Below are 18,647 nucleotides of genomic sequence, written 5' to 3'. Positions count from 1 at the left end.
ACTCCACCTTGGTAAAGCTCAACAAGATCTACACCCGCACGGGTGACGATGGCACCACGGGCCTCGTCGACGGCTCGCGCCTGCCCAAGTACGCCGCCCGCATGGACGCGATCGGCAAGGTGGACGAGGCGAACTGCGCGATCGGCCTTGCCATCTGCGCGCTGACCGGCACGCCGCACGCCGCGATCCTCACGCGCATCCAGAACGACCTGTTCGATCTCGGCGCCGATCTTGCCACCCCCGGCGACGATTTCACGCCGGGCGAGATGACCCTGCGCATCGTGCCCGCGCAAGTGACATGGCTGGAAGGCGAGATCGACGCGATCAATGCGCATCTCCAACCGCTCAAAAGCTTCATCCTGCCCGGCGGCAGCGAGGCCGCCGCGCGCGTCCACATCGCCCGCGCCTCCGCCCGCAGCGCGGAGCGGGCCGCCGTCGCCATGGCGGCAGAAGTGCCGGCCAATCCGGCCGCGCTAGCCTACATCAACCGCCTCAGCGACTATCTCTTCGTGCTCGCCCGGGCGGTGAATGCGAACGGGGCCGACGACGTGCTTTGGGTACCCGGCCAGAACCGCTAGGCATCTGCTCCGTAACGAGACCAGCAGAGGAGTTTGGCAGTGCGGAAAGTCGGAATCATCGGTGCGGGCATCATGGGTTCGGGCATTGCCCAGACCGTGGCGAGCAAGGGCATGGACGTGGTCCTGTCCGATATTGCGATCGACATTGCCGAGAAGGGCAAGGCCGGCATCGCCAAGGGCCTCGCCAAGCTGGTGGCCAAGGAAAAGATCGCCCAGGCCGACGTCGACGCGCTGCTCCCCCGCATCACCACGGCAGGCGACTATTCGACGATGGGCGATTGCGACCTCATCATCGAAGCCGCGACCGAGCGCGAGGACATCAAGCTCAAGATCTTTGGCGCCGTGGGCGAAGTACTGGGCGCCAATGCCATCCTGGCCTCCAACACCAGCTCGATCCCGATCACCCGCATGGCCGCCAGTTCGCCCGACGCGGCGCGGTTCTGCGGGCTGCACTTCTTCAACCCGGTGCCGGTGATGGGTCTTGTCGAAGTGATCCCCGGCCTTGCGACATCGCCGGAAACCACCGCGCGGATGAAGGCCTTCGGCGAAGCGCTGGGCAAGACCGTGGTGCTGGCCGGCGATGCCCCGGGCTTCGTGGTCAACCGCATTCTCTGCCCGCTGCTCAACGAGGCAATCTTCGTGCTGGGCGAGGGGCTGGCTTCGGTCGAGGATATCGACGCCGGCATGCGGCTTGGCGCGAACCATCCGATGGGGCCGCTGACTCTGGCCGATTTCGTGGGCCTCGACACGCTCTACGAGATCATGAAGGTGTTCCTGGCGACCACCGGCGATCCCAAGTACCGCCCCGCTCCCCTGCTGCAAAAGTACGTCGAAGCCGGCTGGTACGGCCGCAAGTCGGGCCGGGGCTTCTACGATTATTCGGGCGAGACGCCGGTTCCGACGCGCTGAGAGGGAAACGCGACGGAAGTCTCTTTTCCGTCGCGTCCTTCCAATACCGGAACCCGGGCGTTCCCCTAGCCGTTAACCCGGCAAAGGAGACACGCCATGATCGAACGTCCCGACGATTCCGCGCCCGAAAACTTCAATCCCGAGCAGGATGATGAGGAAGCGCAGGCCCAGTCCGTTGCCGAAGAGGCGCATGAGCGCGCGACCGGCGTGTTCGGCCTCGAAGACAGCGAGAAAGTGAAGGGCGGCATCGACGACGAGGACGATGTCGAGGATCTGGTCGATCACATGAACCAGATGGATTCGAGCGGCGTGATCGACATGTCCGCCTATCGCGGCGAAGAAACGATGGACGACCTTGAAAATCGCTATGGCCGCGAAGGCGTGGCCGATGAGGATTTCGAGGACGACGATAGCTGATAGGCGCTGCCCCCGCTTAGGCTCCATACGCAACACTCCACCAAACACCGTCGTCCCCGCGAAGGCGGGGATCCCGCTTGTTCTTGAGGCAGGGCAAAAGGAAGCGGGGCCCCGGCTTCCGCGGGGGCGACGAGAGTTGTGTTGGAGCGGCTGCTTATGCTGCGAACCGGTGGGCCGCCGAGGCGCTAGTTAGCCGCCGGATCCTTGGCCCAGGGGTTCTTATGACCTGCCTCATGCCCCGCAACATGCGCCGCCATTTGCTGGGCCAATTGCGTGGCGGAATCGTCCTTCCCGCCATCGTCATCGGACGACGGGATCGAGCAATAGGCCGTCAGCAACATGCTGGCGGACCAGAACACGGCCTGCCAGCGACTCTTGAAGACGTTCCTGATCTTGGGTCCGAACATGACCGCAACCTAGCGCGGCTTGGTTAAGACTCCGTGCCCGCCTCGCGCTTCAGGTCGTAGAGAATCTCCAGCGCATCACGCGGCGAAAGCGCATCCACGTCCATGTCGCGCAATTTTTCGCGCAGGACGTCGCACTCTTCCTCGCGGGCTTCCTGCGCCGCCGCGAACAGCGGCAGGTCGCCGAGCCCCGCCGCAAGGCCGCCGGTCTCCGCACGGCCCTTTTCCAGCTTTTCCAGAACCGACTTGGCGCGGCTGATGACCTTGGGTGGCACCCCGGCCAGCCGCGCAACAGCAAGGCCATAGCTGCGGTCCGCGGGACCTTCGGCCAGTTCGTGGAGCAGCACCAGATCGCCCTTCCACTCGCGCGCGCGGACGTGGTGAAGCGACAGCGCCTCACAGGTTTCCCCAAGCCGCGCCATCTCGTGATAGTGCGTGGCGAAGAGGCAGCGGCAACGGTTGGTCTCGTGGACCGCTTCGGCCACCGCCCATGCCAGCGCAAGGCCGTCGTAAGTCGAGGTGCCGCGCCCCACTTCGTCGAGAATGACGAAGCTGCGGTCGGTCGCCTGCGCGAGGATGGCGGCGGTTTCCACCATCTCGACCATGAAGGTCGAACGGCCGCGCGCAAGATTGTCCGAAGCGCCGACGCGGCTGAACAGCCGGTCCACCATGCCGATCCGCGCCGACTTGGCCGGTACGAAACCGCCCGCCTGCGCCAACAGCACGATCAGCGCGTTCTGGCGCAGGAAGGTCGATTTACCGCCCATGTTGGGGCCGCCGATCAGCCAGAGCCGGTCATGGCTGGCGAGGCGGCAATCGTTGGCGACGAAACGCTCGCCCTGAACCTTCAGCGCGGCCTCGACCACCGGGTGGCGGCCGCCTTCGATATCGAGCGAAAGGCCGTCGACCACTTCGGGCCGCGTCCAACCGCCCTCGGCCGCGCGCTCAGCCTGTCCGGCCGCCACGTCGAAACGGGCGAGCGCGGCGGCGGCGCGGGCGATCTCGTGGCGAGCGGCGACAGCTTCGGCCACCAGCCCCTCGAAATGCGCTTCCTCGGCGGCGAGCGCATGGGCGCCAGCCTCGGTAATGCGGCTCGCCTCCTCATGCAGCGCCAGCGCGTTGAAGCGCATCGCGCCGGCCATGGTCTGGCGGTGCGAGAAGCCGCTGTCGGGCTCCAGCAGCTTGTCGGCATGGCGCTGCGGCACTTCGATGAAGTAGCCGAGCACGTTGTTGTGCTTGATCTTCAGCGCGGAAACGCCGGTTTCCTCGCGGTACTTCGCTTCCAGCGCGGCAATCGCGCGGCGGGCATTGCCCGACGTGACACGCAGTTCGTCCAGCCCGGCGTCGTAGCCGCTGGCGATATAGCCGCCCTGCCCGCGCTCGGTCGGCGGGGTTTCCACCAGCGCCTGCGCGAAGTGATCGACGAGCGCCGCATGTCCGCCCAGTTCGGGCATCAGCCGGTCGAGCAGCACCGGCAGGTCATCCATCTGCGCCAGCCGTTCACCGATGCGGCGCGCACCCGAAAGGCCGTCGCGAAGCTGACCGAGGTCGCGCGGCGAACCGCGCCCCGCCACCACGCGGCCCAGCGCGCGGCCGACATCGGGCAGCGCCCGCAGCGCCGCGCGCATATCCTCGCGCAGCAGATGATCGTCATGGAGCCATTCGACCAGTTCGAGCCGCTCGGCAATCGCATGGCGATCCATCAGCGGCGCCGAGAGGTCCTCTGCCAACTGCCGCGCACCGGCACCGGTGACGCAGCGGTCGATCGCCTCGACCAGACTGCCCTTGCGTCCGCCTTGCGATGATTCGAGAATTTCCAAGCTGGCACGCGTCGCCTCATCCATCGCCAAGGTCGCATCGCCCGCGCGGGCCACCGGCGGCAGCAGCAACGGCAGCTTGCCGCGGCCAACGTGATCGAGATAGGCGATCAACCCGCCCGCCGCCGCCAGCATGGCGCGCGTGAACGTGCCGAAGCCGTCCAGCGTGGCGACGCCGTGGACCAGCTTCAGCCGCTCTTCGCCCCCGTCAGAAGAGAATTCGTGCCCCGAGCGCGCAATCGCGCCGTCAGGCGCCAGTTCCCACCCTTCGGGCACCACCAGTTCGCGCGCGCCCAGACGTGCCAGCGCGGCCCCCAGCCGATCGGGCGCACACTCTTCCAGTTCCATCCGGCCGGTCGAGATGTCGCAAGCCGCCACGCCCACAGTGCCGCGCAGATCGCAGGCCGCCGCCAGCACATTGGCGCGGCGCGGCTCCAGCAGCGATTCCTCGGTGAGCGTGCCCGCCGTGACGAAGCGCACGATATCACGCCGGACCAGCGCCTTGGACCCACCGCGCTTCTTGGCTTCGGCGGGTGTTTCGGTCTGCTCGGCAATCGCCACGCGGCAACCTGCCTTGATCAGGCGGGCAAGGTAGCCCTCCGCCGCATGGACGGGCACGCCGCACATCGGAATCGGCTTGCCACCGTGCTCGCCGCGCGTGGTGAGTGCAATGTCCAGAACCTGGCTTGCGATTTTCGCATCGTCGAAGAACAGCTCGAAAAAATCGCCCATTCGATAGAACAGCAGGCAATCGCCCGCGACCTCACGCAAGGCAAGGTACTGCGCCATCATCGGGGTCACGCCGGATGTCTCGGAATTGCTGGTCATGGCGCAGAGCGTTAGCCCCGCGGCTCGGTCCTTGTGAAGCGGCGGCGACGCGCCTTTCCCCTATCGCGTCGCGCAAACATTCGATAGGGCCCCTCCCAAATCCGGGAGAAAAAGCTTGTCCGAGAAGCCCAAGGTCCAGTTTACCGAGCGCGAGGCGCTGTTCTACCATTCGACGATCCGGCCGGGTAAGATCGAGATCATCGCCAGCAAGCCGATGGCAACGCAGCGCGATCTCAGCCTCGCCTATTCTCCCGGCGTCGCCGTGCCCGTTCAGGCCATCGCCGACGATCCCGCCACTGCCTATGACTATACGGCCAAGGGCAACCTCGTCGCGGTGATCTCCAACGGCACTGCCATTCTGGGCATGGGCAATCTGGGCGCGCTGGCATCCAAGCCGGTGATGGAAGGCAAGGCCGTCCTCTTCAAGCGCTTCGCCGACGTCGATTCCATCGACATCGAACTCGCCAGCGAGGATACCGACGCGCTGATCGAGGCCATCGCCATGATGGAACCCAGCTTCGGCGGCATCAACCTTGAAGACATCAAGGCGCCCGAATGCTTCATCATCGAGCAGGCCCTGCGTGAGCGGATGAACATCCCGGTCATGCATGACGACCAGCACGGCACCGCGATCATCGCCGCCGCCGGCCTGATCAACGCCTGCCTCATCACCGGCCGCAAGTTGGACGAGATCAAGGTGGTGGTGAACGGCGCCGGCGCCTCGGCGCTGGCCTGCACCGCCCTGATCAAGTCGATCGGCGTCAAGCATGAGAACGTGCTGGTCTGTGACACGCGCGGCGTGATCTATCCGGGCCGCGAAAAGGTGGACCAGTTCAAGTCCGCCCACGCCGTGAAGACCGACAAGCGCACGCTGACCGAGGCGCTGGTCGGGGCCGATGTGTTCCTGGGCCTTTCGGCCAAGGGCGCGCTGACGCCGGACATGGTGAAGGCAATGGCGCCGGAACCGATCATCTTCGCGATGGCCAATCCGGACCCTGAAATCACCCCGCCCGAAGCCAAGGCGGTGCGCCCCGACGCGATCGTCGCCACCGGCCGTTCGGACTATCCGAACCAGGTCAACAACGTGCTGGGCTTCCCCTTCATCTTCCGCGGCGCGCTGGACGTTTCGGCCACCGCGATCAACGAAGAGATGAAGATCGCCGCCGCCAAGGCCATTGCCGAACTGGCGCGCGAGCAGGTCCATGAAGACGTTGCCGCCGCCTATGGCGAAGCGCAGCAGTTCGGCCGCGACTACATCATCCCGGCGCCGTTCGATCCGCGCCTGATGGAAGTGGTGTCGATGGCGGTCGCCAAGGCGGCGATGGATTCCGGCGTTGCCGGCCGCCCGATCGAGGACTTCGAAGCCTATCGCGATCAGCTGAAGGCGCGCCTGAACCCGACCACTTCGGTGCTCACCCGCGTCTACGAACAGGTCCGCGCCAATCCCAAGCGGATGATATTTGCCGAGGCGGACAACGAAGTCGTCCTGCGCGCCGCGATCCAGTACCGCGACTTCGGCTATGGCGAACCGATCCTGGTCGGCCGCACGCAGGTCATACTCGACAAGATGGCCGAACTGGGCGTGCCCGATCCGGAAAGCTTCCATATCGAGAACTCGATGGTGTCCGACCATGTCGGCCCGATGGTGGAGATGGTCTACGAGCGCCTGAAGCGTCGCGGTTTCCTGCAGCGCGATGTGCAGCGCATGGTCAATACCGATCGCAACATCTTCGCCTCCGGCCTGCTCAAGCTGGGCGTGGGCGATGCTATGATCACCGGCATGACCCGGCCTTTCGCGCAGACCATCAAGGAAGTGCGGCGCGTGCTGGACCCGGCCGAGGGCAAGCTGGCGTTCGGCATCCACCTGCTGGTCGGCAAGAACCACACCGTGTTCATGGCCGACACCACGATCAACGAGCGCCCGACGGCCGAGCAGCTTGCGGTGATCGCCAAGGAAACCGCCGCCGTTGCCCGCCGCCTGGGCCACGAACCGCGCGTGGCCTTCCTCAGCTACTCCACCTTCGGCAATCCGTCGGGCAAGTGGCTGGAGCAGACGCGTGAGGCGATCCGCATTCTCGACGAGGAAAAGCCGGACTTCGAGTACGAGGGCGAAATGGCCCCCGACGCCGCGCTGAACCCGAAGATCATGAAGCTCTATCCGTTCAGCCGCCTTTCGGCGCCTGCCAACGTGCTGATCATGCCGGGGCTGCAGTCGGCCAATATCTCGGCCAAGCTGCTCAAGGAAATCGGCGGTACCACCTCGATCGGGCCGATGCTGATCGGTGCCGAGAAGCCCGTGCAGATCGTGCCGATGACCGCGATCGCGCCCGATGTGCTGACGCTGGCCGTGCTCGCGGCAGCAGGCATCACCGGCTGATCCCGGTCAGAGCGCTGAAATAGAAACGGGGGCTTGCGGACATCCGCAAGCCCCCGTTTTTCGTTTGGAGCTACAGCCCAAGCCGCATCGGCCCAAACCACCCTGCACCAAACCACTCCGTCGCCCCCGCGCAGGCGAGGGCCCCGCTTCCTTCGCGCTACCTCGCAAGAACAAGCGGGATCCCCGCCTGCGCGTGGATGACGAGGTTTGTTTGAAGGCGGGGTTTAAGCCTCAGCCCTGACGCGCAACCTGGAAGCCGGCAAAGGACTGGCTGACCGGCATCAGCTCCAGCGTGTTGATGTTGAGGTGCGCCGGCAGGGTCGCCACCCACAGCACGGTCCCCGCAATATCCTCCGCCGTCATCGGGTTGGCGCCGCCGTAGAGATTGTCCGAGGCCTGCTGGTTGCCGCCGGTGCGGACCAGCGTGAATTCGGTCTCCACCATGCCCGGCTCGATCGAGGTGATGCGCACGCCCGTGCCGGCAAGGTCCGAACGCAGGCCCAGCGAGAACTGGTGCACGAAAGCCTTGGTGCCGCCGTAGACGTTGCCGCCGGTGTAGGGATACGTCGCCGCCACCGAGGAGAGGTTCACGATCCCGGCCTTGCGCTCCACCAGCGCAGGCAGCAGCTTGTGCGTGAGCGAGACCAGCGCGGTGACATTGGTGTCGATCATCGTCTTCCACGCGTCGAGCGAGGCGCTCTGTGCCGGTTCCGTGCCCAGCGCGAGGCCGGCATTGTTGACGAGGCAGTCAATGCCCGCGAACTCGGCCGGCAGCGCCGCCAACGCGGCATCGCGCGCGGCTTCGTCACGCACGTCGAAGACGGCGGCGTGGAACTTGTCCGCGCCCAGTTCGGCCTTCAGGGCGTCGAGCCGCTCGGCCCGGCGGCCGGTACCGACCACGCGCCAGCCCGCGGCCACGAACGCGCGGGCACAGGCTTCGCCGATACCGGACGTGGCGCCGGTTACGAGTGCGGTCTTCATGAAATTTCTCCTTAAATTGAACCGGCCGCAACGGCAGATCGCGGGGATACCAAAACACAGCTTTTCAGCGCAGACTTTTCACGTTCGCGAAGCGGTCGACCTTCAGGCGTCCACATCGTTACGTGCGTCGTAGTCGCGACTTGGGAGATTTGAACCTTTGTCTTCCAAATCGGATGCCAATCGACCCGGGTGTTCACCCCTTCCCATCCGCGCGGATCAAGCCCCAACTGTTCTGTAAGACAGCGTTCGACATCGCGCATGTCCGCATCGGTCGAAGCCTCGAAGACCGGATGCGCATTGCGTTCGCGCTCCCGTTCGGAAGATTGGCGCGCAAAACCGAGAAGCATCAATAATGCGGCCAACAGGCAAACCCCAACAGCCGCAGCTATTGCAGGTGGACGGGTCGCTGTGCCCTGCCTGAAAACTGCTTTTATCCGCCTTGTCACTCAGTCGGCAGTCAGAACGGTCACGTCCATGCGAAAGCGGCGGCTGGCGCCGGGGGCCAGCGAGAGCATACCCGGCTTGGCGCGAAAGTCGCCGGAATAGCCCAGCGGATCGGCGTGGCCCTGCCAGGGCTCGATGCAAAGGTAATGCGCCCCCGGCTTCTGCCAGATGCCCAGCATCGGCATGTCGGGAAAGGCTACAGCCAGTTGCGATCCTCCCGGCGTGCCGAAAGTCAGCGCGCGGCTGGCGAGGTGGTCCCAGATCAGCGCGTCCTCGACGAACTGCGATGCGTCCGGGTGCAGCAAGTGGCCTTCCACCGGAGTCGGCACCGGCTCGGGCAGAACGAGGCCGCTCGCCAGATCGATGCGGCGGATCGGCTGGGGCTCGGCCTGTTCGAAGGCGATGGTGTGTTCGTGCTTGGGCGCGCCGCCGGGCAGCGGCCATGCGAAAGCGGGGTGGAAGCCAAGGCTGAACGGCATCGGCGCATCGCCCGGATTGGCGACTTCCGCCTCGACGTGGAGTGTCGCCCCTTCGATCCGGAACACAAGGTCCAGAACGAAGGCGATGGGATAGGCGTTGCGGGTTTCCGCGCTGTCGCGCAGCCGCAGGCGGACCGCGCTATCGCTCGCTTCCACCACTTCGAAAGCCGAATGGCGGGCGAAACCGTGCTTGGGAAGTTCGTACTCGTGGCCGTCCAGCCGGTAGCGGTTGCCGTTCAGCGCGCCGACGATCGGGAACAGGATCGGCGCATGGCCAGTCCAGAACGCCGGATCGGCGTCGGTCATGTACTCGCGGCCGGACCGGTCGGTCAGCGACCACAGCTCGGCCCCGTATGTGGCAATGCGCGCGGTAAGATCGCCGGCGGTGATGGTCACGAATTCCATGTCAGTCACCGGCGATCTTCCCTTTTTCCCGAGCAGCCTCTTCAGCCGCGTTCTCAGCCGCGCAGCACGGCTCCGAGCTTGGCGGCAGCGGCAGTCACCTTGTCGCTGATCGCCTTGAGGTCCTCTTCCTTGTAGCTCTTTTCGAGCGGCTGGAGAGTGACTTCAAGCGCCAGAGACTTCTGCCCCTCCGGAACGCCCTGACCACGGAAATCGTCGAACAGGCGGGCCGAGACGATGTTCACCTTGTCCGCGCCCGCGACCATGCGGATCAGGTCACCGGCGGGCAGTTCTGCAGGCACCAGGAACGCATAGTCGCGCGTCACCGCCTGCAGCGCCGGGGGCGCGTAGCGGGTACGGGCGAAGGTTGCAGCACCCTTCTTGCCAGGGATGGCGTCGAGATAGATCTCGGCAATCGCCACCGGGCCTTCGATGTCGAACTGCTTGGCGACCGTCGGGTGCAGCATGCCGAAGCGCGCCAGCACGTTCTTGGGCCCAAGGCGCAGCGTGGCTGACTGGCCGGGGTGGAACTGCGGACCAGCCTCACCCATGACCTGCAGCTTTTCCACCGGAGCCCCGGCTTCGGCCAGCAGCGCGGTCACTTCGGCCTTGGCGTCGTAGGCGTCGAACGCCACCGCCTTTCCGGTCGCCCAGCCGCGCGAGACCTTCTCGCCAGCCAGCACGAAACCCAGCGCCAGACGCTCGTCGCTCGCACCGCCCTCGCCGCGCAGATAGCGACGGCCGAGTTCGAACAGGCGCAGCGACGAGGCACCGCGATCGAGGTTGCGCTTGGCCGCCATCAGCAGGCCCGGCAGCAGCGACGGCCTCATGACCTTCATGTCCTCGCTGATCGGGTTGGCGAGCGACCACAAAGCATTGCCGTCCGCAAAGGCATCGGCCTCGGCCGAGGGCAGGAACGACCAGGTAACCGCTTCATGCAGACCGCGCGCAGCGGCAGCGCGGCGAACGCGGCGCTCCAGCGCCTGCGTCGGCGTAGCGGTCGGACGGGCGACGCCATCGGCGCGCGGCAGGGCCACGCTCTTCACCTTGTCGAGACCGTGGATGCGGACGACTTCCTCGACGATGTCAGGCGCGCCGTCGACGTCCGGACGCCAGCCAGGAACAGTGACGGTCCAGGATGTGTCGAACCCGGCTTCCTGTGCGATGACCTTGAAGCCAAGGCTCTCAAGGATGCCCTGCTGTTCGCCCGGCTCGATCGCTACGCCGCCCAGCTTCTCGGTCAGGGCCGGATCGAAGTGGACAGTCTTCGGCGTGCTCGGCGCCGCACCACTGCGCACCGCCTGCGAGGCTTCACCACCGCACAGCGTCTGAATCAGCTTGGTCAGGTGGTCGAGGCCGGTATCGAGGAAATTCGGATCGATCCCGCGCTCGAAACGGCTGCGCGCGTCCGAGGTGAGGTTGAGCTTGCGGCCGGTCTTGGCGATGCGCTCGGGATCGAAGTAGGCGATTTCGAGCAGGACGTCGGTGGTCTCGTCCCCGCAGCCCGAATGCTCGCCGCCCATGATGCCGGCAATGTCGTGCACGCCCGAATCGTCGGCGATCACGGTCATCTCGGCGTCGAGCGTGTAGGTCTTCTCGTTCAGCGCGACGACCGTCTCGCCGTCCTTGGCGCGGCGTGCGACGACACCGCCGTTCAGCTTGGCAAGGTCATAGGCGTGGGCCGGGCGACCATAGGCCAGCATCAGGTAGTTGGTAGCATCGACCAGCGCCGAGATCGGACGCTGACCGGCCGCCTTCAGGCGATCCTGCAGCCACTGCGGCGAAGGCCCGTTCTTCACGCCCTTGATCACGCGGCCGTAGAACGCCGGGCAACCCTCGGCATCATCGGTGCGCACGTCCACCGGGCAGGGGAAGCTGCCGGCAATGTCCAGAACCTCGATGGGCTTCAGCGTGCCAAGGCCGGCAGCGGCCAGATCGCGCGCGATGCCGTAGACGCCCATGCAGTCCGGACGGTTCGGGGTCACGGCCACTTCGATCACCGGATCGGCGCCGTGGTAGTCTGCGAAAGGCGTACCGACCGGCGCGTCCTCGGGCAGTTCGATGATGCCGTCGTGATCTTCGCCCAGCTCCAGCTCGCGCGTGGAGCACATCATGCCGTTCGATTCGACGCCGCGCACGGCAGCGACCTTCAGCACCATGCCGTTGGCGGGCACGGTCGCGCCGGGAAGACCCAGCACGCCGACAAGGCCCGCACGCGCATTCGGCGCGCCGCAGACGACCTGCAGCACGCCTTCACCCGTATCGACAGTGAGGACCTGCAGCTTGTCCGCCTGCGGATGCTTGTCCGCGGTCAGCACCTTAGCCACGCGGAAACCGGCCAGCTTGGCGGCGGGATCCTCGATGCCTTCTACCTCAAGGCCGATGGCGTTGAGCTTCAGGGCGATATCCTCAAGCGAGGCGTCGGTCTCAAGGTACTGCTTGAGCCAGGAAAGCGAGAACTTCATTTTCTAAATCCTTCCCGCGCTCAAGCCGGAGTGCCAACGCCGCCCGAAAGGGTCGGCACGTCGAGGGCGGAGAAACCGTAGTGGGAAAGCCAGCGGACATCGCCGTCGAAGAAGGCGCGCAGATCGTCCATGCCGTACTTCAGCATGGCAAGGCGATCGATGCCGATGCCGAAGGCGAAACCCTGCCATTCGTCGGGATCGAGCCCGGCGAATTCGATGACGCGGCGGTTGACCATGCCCGAGCCGAGCACTTCCATCCAGCCGCCCTCGCCCTTCGACGGGTCGCCGCCGATCACGCGCTTGCCGTCGATCAGGGTGAAGCCGATGTCCGCTTCCACCGAAGGTTCGGTGAAGGGGAAGTAGCTGGGGCGCAGGCGCAGGACGATGTCCTCACGCTCGAAGAACGCCTTCAGGAAGGTTTCCAGCGTCCACTTCAGGTGGCCGAGGTGGACGTCCTTGTCGATCACCAGACCTTCGACCTGGTGGAACATCGGCGTGTGGGTGGCGTCGCTGTCCGAGCGGTAGACGCGGCCCGGCGCGATGATGCGCAGCGGCGCGCCCTGCTCGAGCATGGTGCGCATCTGCACCGGCGAAGTGTGCGTGCGCAGCAGCATCTCGCGGTTCTTCGCGTCGCGGTCCGGGAAGTAGAACGTGTCGTGCATCGCGCGCGCCGGGTGGCTTTCCGGCATGTTGAGCGCGGTGAAATTGTGCCAGTCGTCCTCGATCTCCGGCCCAGTGGCGACCGAGAAGCCAAGGTCGGCGAAAATCTCGGCAATCTCGTCCATCACTTGCGAGATCGGATGAACGGTGCCGCGCGGCGCTTCGGGCGCGGGCAGCGAGAGATCGATGGTCTCGGCAGCAAGGCGGGTGTTCAGCACCGCCGTCTCCAACACGTCCTTGCGGGTGGTGAGCGCGTCGCTCACGCTTTCGCGCAAGGCATGGATCTTCGGGCCTTCGACCTTGCGCTCTTCGGGATCGAGCTTGCCCAGCGTCTTCAGCAGGCCGGAGATCGATCCCTGCTTGCCCAGAAACTCGACACGCAGCGCCTCCAGCGTTTCGAGATCGGATGCTTCCGCAATCCGCGAGAGCGCCTCCTGGCCGGTTGCTGCGTAGTCCACTGGTGGTCTGCCTGACTGTTGCTGAATCTGGAAGCGCGGTCCTTAGGGGGCGCGGGCAAGAATCGCAACGGCGAGGGTGCGCGTGGAAGCCGGGACGGCGCCGTTAGTGGCGGATCAGAGCCCGGCGGTGCGCGCGTGGCGAATCCGCTCGCGGATCAGCGTTACCGTCAGCGGCTTGTCGAGCTGGGCATACTGGCGCGGGCTCATGCCCATGAAGTCGCGGAAGTCCCGCACGAACTGGGCCTGATCGTGATAGGCCGCGTCAATCGCGCCAATCCACTTCAGCGTCGGGTCGAGCGTGAACTGCTCGACACTGCGCAAAAAGCGCTGGCGGCGCAGAAGCAGCTTGGGAGGAAAGCCGAAAGCGGCGCGACAAACCCGCTCGACCATGCGCGAATTCGCGCCCACTCGCTTCACGAGATCCACCGACGAACGCAGTTCCGGATCGGCAAGTGCCTCCCCGATGGCGACGATCAGATCCTCGTGCGGAACAGGCCGGGGTTCGAGCGCGGAGAGGAAGGCGACCACCCGGTCCAGCTGCGCGCCTAGCGCGCCCTGTTCGGCCTGCAATGCGTCATATAGCGGGCGGAAGCGTTCGAAGTTGGGATCGCGGTCGCCATCGACGATGACATTGGCATAGGCGTCGGCTGTCTGCCCGGTCAGCGCGGCCCAGCCCAGCGGTGTCAGGCGAAAGCCCCACTGGCGCGAGGAGCCCATCGAAAAGTGAACTTCCTGCGAACGCGGGCCACTGACCGTGAACCGCGATCCGGTGATCGTGGATCCGTTGCGCATCGACACTTCGGTCTGTGAATCGAAGTGAAACCGGAAACTGGCCCAGTCCGGGCAGAGCACGTCCTGAAGACGTCCCCCCTCCCCAATATCGATTTCACAGTAAAAAAGAGCCGATACGAAGCGATCAAGCTCCAATGGCACCGGGCAATATTGGATGATGACACGCCTGGCCGTCATTCCCCGCCTGTTTCTGTATCTTTTTGCCGCCAAAGTACCCCGATACATCACGTACCGCGAGTTTTGAGGGCGGGCAAAACAATTCGAGGCGCGAGTGCCGAAACACTCGCGCCTCGTATTGTTTTCGCAGTCGCAAAGCGCGGCGCCGCAAGGGTGCCGTGCCAGCGGCTTAGGCGGCGGGCAGAGCTGCCTTGGCCTGTGCGATCACGGTCGAGAACACCGAACCCTCGTTCATGGCGAGGTCGGCCATCGCCTTGCGATCGAGTTCGATGCCGGCAAGCTTGATGCCGTGCATGAACTGCGAATAGGTCAGGCCTTCGGCGCGGACGGCAGCGTTGATACGCTGGATCCACAGCGCGCGGAAGGTGCGCTTCTTGATCTTGCGGTCGCGGTACGCGTACTGGCCGGCCTTTTCGACGGCCTGGCGGGCAACGCGGATCGTATTCTTACGACGGCCGCGGTAACCCTTGGCCTGTTCGAGAAGACGCTTGTGCTTGGCGCGGGTGGTAACACCCCTCTTGATACGGCTCATCGGTCAGTACTCCTCAGTTGAGCCCGTAGGGCGCCCACTTTTTGATCGTCTTGGCATCGGCGTCGGAAATGACTTCGGTGCCGCGATTCTGGCGGATGTACTTGCCGTTATGGCTCATCAGGCGGTGGCGCTTGCCGGCTACGCCGTGCTTCACCTTGCCGGTGGCGGTGAGCTTGAAGCGCTTCTTCACACCGCTCTTGGTCTTCAGCTTGGGCATTTTCGTCTCCTTTTCACAGGGACACGTCCGGTCAGCCATGGCAGCCCTTTTCGCCAGGCGGACGCGCGAATCTCTTTGGTCAAAGACTCAACCGTGTCGATTGAAGGGGGCGCCTTTAGTGGGAGAACGGCGGGAAGGCAAGGGGTTTGGACTCTGATCCGTCCCCACCCGCCCGGCCTGCTCTTCAGGCCCGGCAGCGCAAGGTCGTAAATGCCGTGTGGCCGGTGCGTTCCAGCCATCCGAGATAGTGCCCGTCCCGGATCACCGGCGCCGCGCGGGGCAGCCCAAGACGCCAGAGATAGACTTGCGCCCGCGCCCTTCGGCCCGAAGCAGTGCGCACCGGCAGGCAGATGCGCCGGTACTCGCGCCCCTCATAGCGATCGAGCCGGGCAAGATCGCCGGGCGCCAATCCCAGCCGGCAAAGCGTGCCCTGAACCTGCCTCGCCCCCTGTGCTCGGACAAGCGCCGGAAACCAGCCGTCACCGCTCTTTATCGCATGGATGCGCCCGGGCACGGAGGCAGGCTCGGCGCTTTCCGTGCGCTCCGCCAGCCATTGGCCCATGCGCGTGCCCGCGCGAGGCTGGAGCGTGCCATAGACGAACAGGCAGACCCTGCGCACCGCCATCAATGATGGCAGGCCATCGCCTCGATCACGTCTTCCAGACGCGCGGGATCGCCGATCGCCAGGACATGCCCGTCGGACTGCGCGTGAAGCGGCTCGCCGTTCCAGTCGCACATCGTGCCCCCCGCGCCTTCCACCACTGGCACCAGCGCGGCCCAGTCGTGCAGCTTGAGCCCGGCCTCGCAAACGAGGTCGATCTGGCCCGAAGCGAGCAGGCCATAGTTATAGCAGTCGCCGCCCATCATCATGCGCTTGTGATCGGTCTTGGCCGCCAGCGCCATGAAGTGCTCACCCTCGTGATCGTCGAAATACTGCGGACCGGTAGTCGCCAGCATGGCGTCGGACAGTTCGCGGCACGGGCGCGTGCGCACTTCCTTGCCGTTGAAGGTGGTGGGCATGCCGCTGGCGCCGACCCAGCGTTCGCGCAGGATCGGCTGGTCGATCACGCCCAGCACCGGCCAGCCATCGACCAGCAGCGCAATCAGCGTGCCGAAAATCGGACGACCGGCAATGAACGAGACCGTGCCATCGATCGGATCGAGCACCCAGGTCCGGCCAGAGGAGCCCTCCTCCGTGCCGAACTCCTCGCCGATAATCGCGTCACGCGGAACTTCTGCCTTGAGAATCCGCCGCATGGCCTCTTCCGCGGCGCGGTCGGCAATGGTGACGGGCGAGGCATCGGACTTTCGCTCGGCGCTCAGTCCCGTGCGGAAGTGGGGCCTGATCGCTTCGCCTGCCGCATCGGCGAGTCGCAGGGCAAGGGCGATATCCTGATCGAGTTTCATGGCGGACCTGTGCCTTTTCCAGTGCCGGAAGGTCAAGCGCCCGCCGGAAATTCATCAAGACTGGCAGAATCTTGCACATGCCCCGAACCCTTATGTGTTTTTCACACATTGCAGGAACTTGCGGCCGCCCCTATTCCGTTGGCGGGGGCATATTCTACTGCAAAGAAGTAGGGGCATGCTGCGCAGGAAAATCCCAGCTATCGATCCGGCAATCGCGCCGGAACAAGGATATACGCGGGACGGACAACCGTTATCGTACAATCGCGCGCCGGCAGCGGATCTCGCTCCGTGGATCGCGCGCGTGTCGGTGACGAAAGTGTCCGCGCCCGCAGACTACACGCTTTCGTGCAGCCTGTTCAGCGACACTGCCTTTCTGCGCATTCAGACCAAAGGCCGCTGGTGCGTCCAGACCGCCGACGGCGAACGCCGGGTCCGCGACGCGGCACTGTTCTTCGGGCCCCATTCGCGGTGCATGCCGGTGACGGTGACGGGCAGCTTCGCCAGCGTCGCCGTGGCGCTGCGCGCAGGTGCCTGCACCGCGATGCAGGGACCGCGGGTGGGCGATTTCGTGGACCGTCTGGTCAGCACCAGCGCGGTCTCGCTCCCGTCCGAGCAGTTTCTCGCCATGCTGGAACCCGATGCCCCGTCCGAAGTGTGGCTCCAGCATCTGGAGCAGGCGTTCCGCCACCGGATCGAGAGCATGAATTGCCCGCCGCCCGATCCGGTGACGCGCAGTTTCGAGGTGATCTCCTATCGCGACCCGTCGATGGCGGTCAGCGATGCCGCGCGTGAATGCGGGGTGGACCGGCGCACGCTGGAACGCGTGGTGAACCGAGATTTCGGCATGCCGCCCAAGCAAGTGCTGCGCCGGGCCCGCGCGCTGGACATGGCCAGCTACTTGCGCGGCGTGGCCGACAGTGACGAGGCCGACGAGATCGCGCTGCGCTATTACGACGAGAGCCACCTGATCCACGAGTTCACCGAACTCTTCGGCATGTCGCCCAGCCAGTTCGTGAAGCGGCCGCAGCCGATCATGACGCTGGCGCTGGAATCGCGGCAGGCGCGGCGGCTGGAAGCGCTCAACCGGCTGGCACCGGGACAAGTGCGCCCCTGGAATGACGAGTAGCTGAAAGCAGAACGGCGCAGGGGAGGCCCCCTGCGCCGTTCATAACCATCCATAAAGGACCCGAAGCGTCCTCAGTCGAACAGGCTCGATACCGAGCTTTCGTCGGCAATGCGGCGGATCGCTTCGCCGATCAGCGGCGCGATCGTCAGGATGCGGATCTTGTCCGAAGCCTTCGCATCGTCGGTTGCCTGGATCGAATCGGTGATCACCAGTTCCTTCAGCGCGGAGTTGGTGACACGCGAAACCGCCGCGCCCGAAAGCACGCCGTGGGTGATGTAGGCGGTGACGCTGGTGGCGCCTTCGTCCATCAGCGCCTGCGCGGCGTTGCACAGGGTGCCGCCCGAATCGATGATGTCGTCGATCAGGATGCAGGCGCGGCCCTTCACGTCACCGATGATGTTCATCACTTCCGACTGGCCGGGCTTGTCGCGGCGCTTGTCGACAATGGCGAGCGGCGCGTTGTCGAGGCGCTTGGCCAGCGAACGGGCGCGGACCACGCCGCCCACGTCGGGCGAAACCACCATCAGCGACTGGTCGCCATAACGCGCCTGAATGTCGGCGGCCATGACCGGCGCAGCGAATAGGTTGTCGGTCGGGATGTCGAAGAAGCCCTGGATCTGCCCGGCGTGCAGGTCCACCGAGAGAACGCGGTCGGCACCGGCTTCGGTCAGCAGGTTGGCAACCAGCTTGGCCGAGATCGGCGTGCGCGGACCGGGCTTGCGGTCCTGGCGGGCGTACCCGAAGTAGGGAATCACGGCGGTGATGCGCTTGGCCGAAGCACGGCGAAGCGCGTCGATGCAGATCAGCAGTTCCATCAGGTTGTCGTTGACGGGATAGCTGGTCGGCTGGACGACGAAGACGTCCTCACCGCGCACGTTCTCGTGGATTTCGACGAAGATTTCCTCGTCGGCGAAGCGGCGGACCGCCGCATCGGTCAGCGGCAGCTCAAGATAGGCTGCGATGGCCCGCGCGAGCGGAAGGTTGCTGTTGCCGGACATGATCTTCATGGCGAATCCCCGAGACGGCTGGTGATGATTGGTTGGCTGAACGCGCCCGCCTCTACTCATGAGTCATCGGATTGCAACAGAAAGCGTGGCGCGGTCACCGTGACATGAACGCGAAAACGCCGGCCCGGAGCAATCTCCGGACCGGCGTTTTCAGGCTCAAGCATCTGATT

The 18,647-nt window shown here is 65.3% G+C and carries 18 protein-coding genes; 5 read left to right on the top strand and 13 right to left on the bottom strand.

Going from position 1 to position 18,647, the window contains the following annotated elements:
• The first annotated feature begins 8 nt into the window (after positions 1–8).
• The 3 genes from AC1VVK_RS10815 to AC1VVK_RS10805 all read left to right on the top strand — a co-directional run bounded on the left by AC1VVK_RS10815 (position 9) and on the right by AC1VVK_RS10805 (position 1,904).
• A complete protein-coding gene (locus AC1VVK_RS10815; RefSeq protein WP_482902977.1) occupies positions 9–578 on the top strand; it encodes a cob(I)yrinic acid a,c-diamide adenosyltransferase in 570 nt (189 codons plus the stop codon).
• A gap of 39 nt (positions 579–617) precedes the next feature.
• A complete protein-coding gene (locus tag AC1VVK_RS10810; protein WP_482902976.1) occupies positions 618–1,487 on the top strand; it encodes a 3-hydroxyacyl-CoA dehydrogenase family protein in 870 nt (289 codons plus the stop codon).
• A 96-nt stretch (positions 1,488–1,583) separates the two neighbouring features.
• Positions 1,584–1,904, top strand: coding sequence for a hypothetical protein (locus tag AC1VVK_RS10805; protein ID WP_482902975.1), 321 nt, complete (start codon positions 1,584–1,586; stop codon positions 1,902–1,904).
• A 185-nt stretch (positions 1,905–2,089) separates the two neighbouring features.
• Here AC1VVK_RS10805 and AC1VVK_RS10800 read toward each other — a convergent pair whose 3' ends face one another.
• Both AC1VVK_RS10800 and mutS read right to left on the bottom strand, forming a co-directional pair.
• Positions 2,090–2,311: a hypothetical protein gene (locus AC1VVK_RS10800; protein ID WP_482902974.1), complete on the bottom strand. Its 222-nt coding sequence runs from the start codon at positions 2,309–2,311 to the stop codon at positions 2,090–2,092.
• 23 nt (positions 2,312–2,334) lie between these two features.
• Positions 2,335–4,953 carry a DNA mismatch repair protein MutS gene (gene mutS, locus AC1VVK_RS10795; protein WP_482902973.1) on the bottom strand — a complete coding sequence of 873 codons (2,619 nt, stop codon included), beginning with the start codon at positions 4,951–4,953 and terminating at the stop codon, positions 2,335–2,337.
• Between the two features lie 115 nt (positions 4,954–5,068).
• On the opposite strand from mutS, the gene AC1VVK_RS10790 reads away from it, so the two are divergent.
• Positions 5,069–7,330, top strand: a complete 2,262-nt coding sequence (locus AC1VVK_RS10790) for an NADP-dependent malic enzyme (RefSeq protein ID WP_482902972.1) — start codon at positions 5,069–5,071, stop codon at positions 7,328–7,330.
• A 231-nt stretch (positions 7,331–7,561) separates the two neighbouring features.
• On the opposite strand, the gene AC1VVK_RS10785 is transcribed toward AC1VVK_RS10790, so the two are convergent.
• The 10 genes from AC1VVK_RS10785 to hisN all read right to left on the bottom strand — a co-directional run bounded on the left by AC1VVK_RS10785 (position 7,562) and on the right by hisN (position 16,344).
• Entirely contained in the window at positions 7,562–8,311 is a 750-nt protein-coding gene (locus tag AC1VVK_RS10785; protein ID WP_482902971.1) for an SDR family NAD(P)-dependent oxidoreductase, read from the bottom strand.
• Positions 8,312–8,322: 11 nt separating this feature from the next.
• Complete coding sequence (locus AC1VVK_RS10780) at positions 8,323–8,673, bottom strand: hypothetical protein (protein ID WP_482902970.1); 351 nt, start codon at positions 8,671–8,673, stop codon at positions 8,323–8,325.
• An 84-nt stretch (positions 8,674–8,757) separates the two neighbouring features.
• Positions 8,758–9,639, bottom strand: coding sequence for an aldose 1-epimerase family protein (locus tag AC1VVK_RS10775; protein ID WP_482905151.1), 882 nt, complete (start codon positions 9,637–9,639; stop codon positions 8,758–8,760).
• A gap of 53 nt (positions 9,640–9,692) precedes the next feature.
• Positions 9,693–12,101, bottom strand: a complete 2,409-nt coding sequence (pheT, locus tag AC1VVK_RS10770; RefSeq protein WP_482902969.1) for a phenylalanine--tRNA ligase subunit beta — start codon at positions 12,099–12,101, stop codon at positions 9,693–9,695.
• 20 nt (positions 12,102–12,121) lie between these two features.
• Positions 12,122–13,219 (bottom strand): phenylalanine--tRNA ligase subunit alpha, encoded by a 1,098-nt coding sequence (gene pheS / locus AC1VVK_RS10765; protein ID WP_482902968.1) that lies wholly within the window; start codon positions 13,217–13,219, stop codon positions 12,122–12,124.
• A gap of 114 nt (positions 13,220–13,333) precedes the next feature.
• Positions 13,334–14,011: a helix-turn-helix domain-containing protein gene (locus tag AC1VVK_RS10760; protein ID WP_482902967.1), complete on the bottom strand. Its 678-nt coding sequence runs from the start codon at positions 14,009–14,011 to the stop codon at positions 13,334–13,336.
• Positions 14,012–14,357: 346 nt separating this feature from the next.
• A complete protein-coding gene (gene rplT / locus AC1VVK_RS10755; protein ID WP_132387973.1) occupies positions 14,358–14,720 on the bottom strand; it encodes a 50S ribosomal protein L20 in 363 nt (120 codons plus the stop codon).
• Between the two features lie 13 nt (positions 14,721–14,733).
• Entirely contained in the window at positions 14,734–14,937 is a 204-nt protein-coding gene (gene rpmI, locus AC1VVK_RS10750) for a 50S ribosomal protein L35 (protein WP_021232722.1), read from the bottom strand.
• A gap of 184 nt (positions 14,938–15,121) precedes the next feature.
• The gene (locus AC1VVK_RS10745) at positions 15,122–15,562 is read right to left on the bottom strand and encodes a gamma-glutamylcyclotransferase family protein (RefSeq protein WP_482902966.1); all 441 of its coding nucleotides are present in this window, start codon (positions 15,560–15,562) and stop codon (positions 15,122–15,124) included.
• A complete protein-coding gene (hisN, locus tag AC1VVK_RS10740; protein WP_132387969.1) occupies positions 15,562–16,344 on the bottom strand; it encodes a histidinol-phosphatase in 783 nt (260 codons plus the stop codon). The genes AC1VVK_RS10745 and hisN overlap by 1 nt, the downstream gene beginning before the upstream one ends.
• Before the next feature lie 175 nt (positions 16,345–16,519).
• Here hisN and AC1VVK_RS10735 point away from each other — a divergent pair, with 175 nt between their 5' ends.
• A complete protein-coding gene (locus AC1VVK_RS10735; protein WP_482902965.1) occupies positions 16,520–17,470 on the top strand; it encodes a helix-turn-helix domain-containing protein in 951 nt (316 codons plus the stop codon).
• A 71-nt stretch (positions 17,471–17,541) separates the two neighbouring features.
• Here AC1VVK_RS10735 and AC1VVK_RS10730 read toward each other — a convergent pair whose 3' ends face one another.
• On the bottom strand, positions 17,542–18,477 hold the full coding sequence (locus AC1VVK_RS10730) for a ribose-phosphate pyrophosphokinase (protein ID WP_132387965.1): 936 nt from the start codon (positions 18,475–18,477) through the stop codon (positions 17,542–17,544).
• Positions 18,478–18,647 lie beyond the last annotated feature (170 nt).

The sequence above is a fragment of the Novosphingobium sp. BL-S-32 genome (assembly GCF_056857055.1).
The sequence above is the reverse complement of the archived record's forward strand: the minus strand, read 5'-3'. Positions and strand labels throughout refer to the sequence as shown.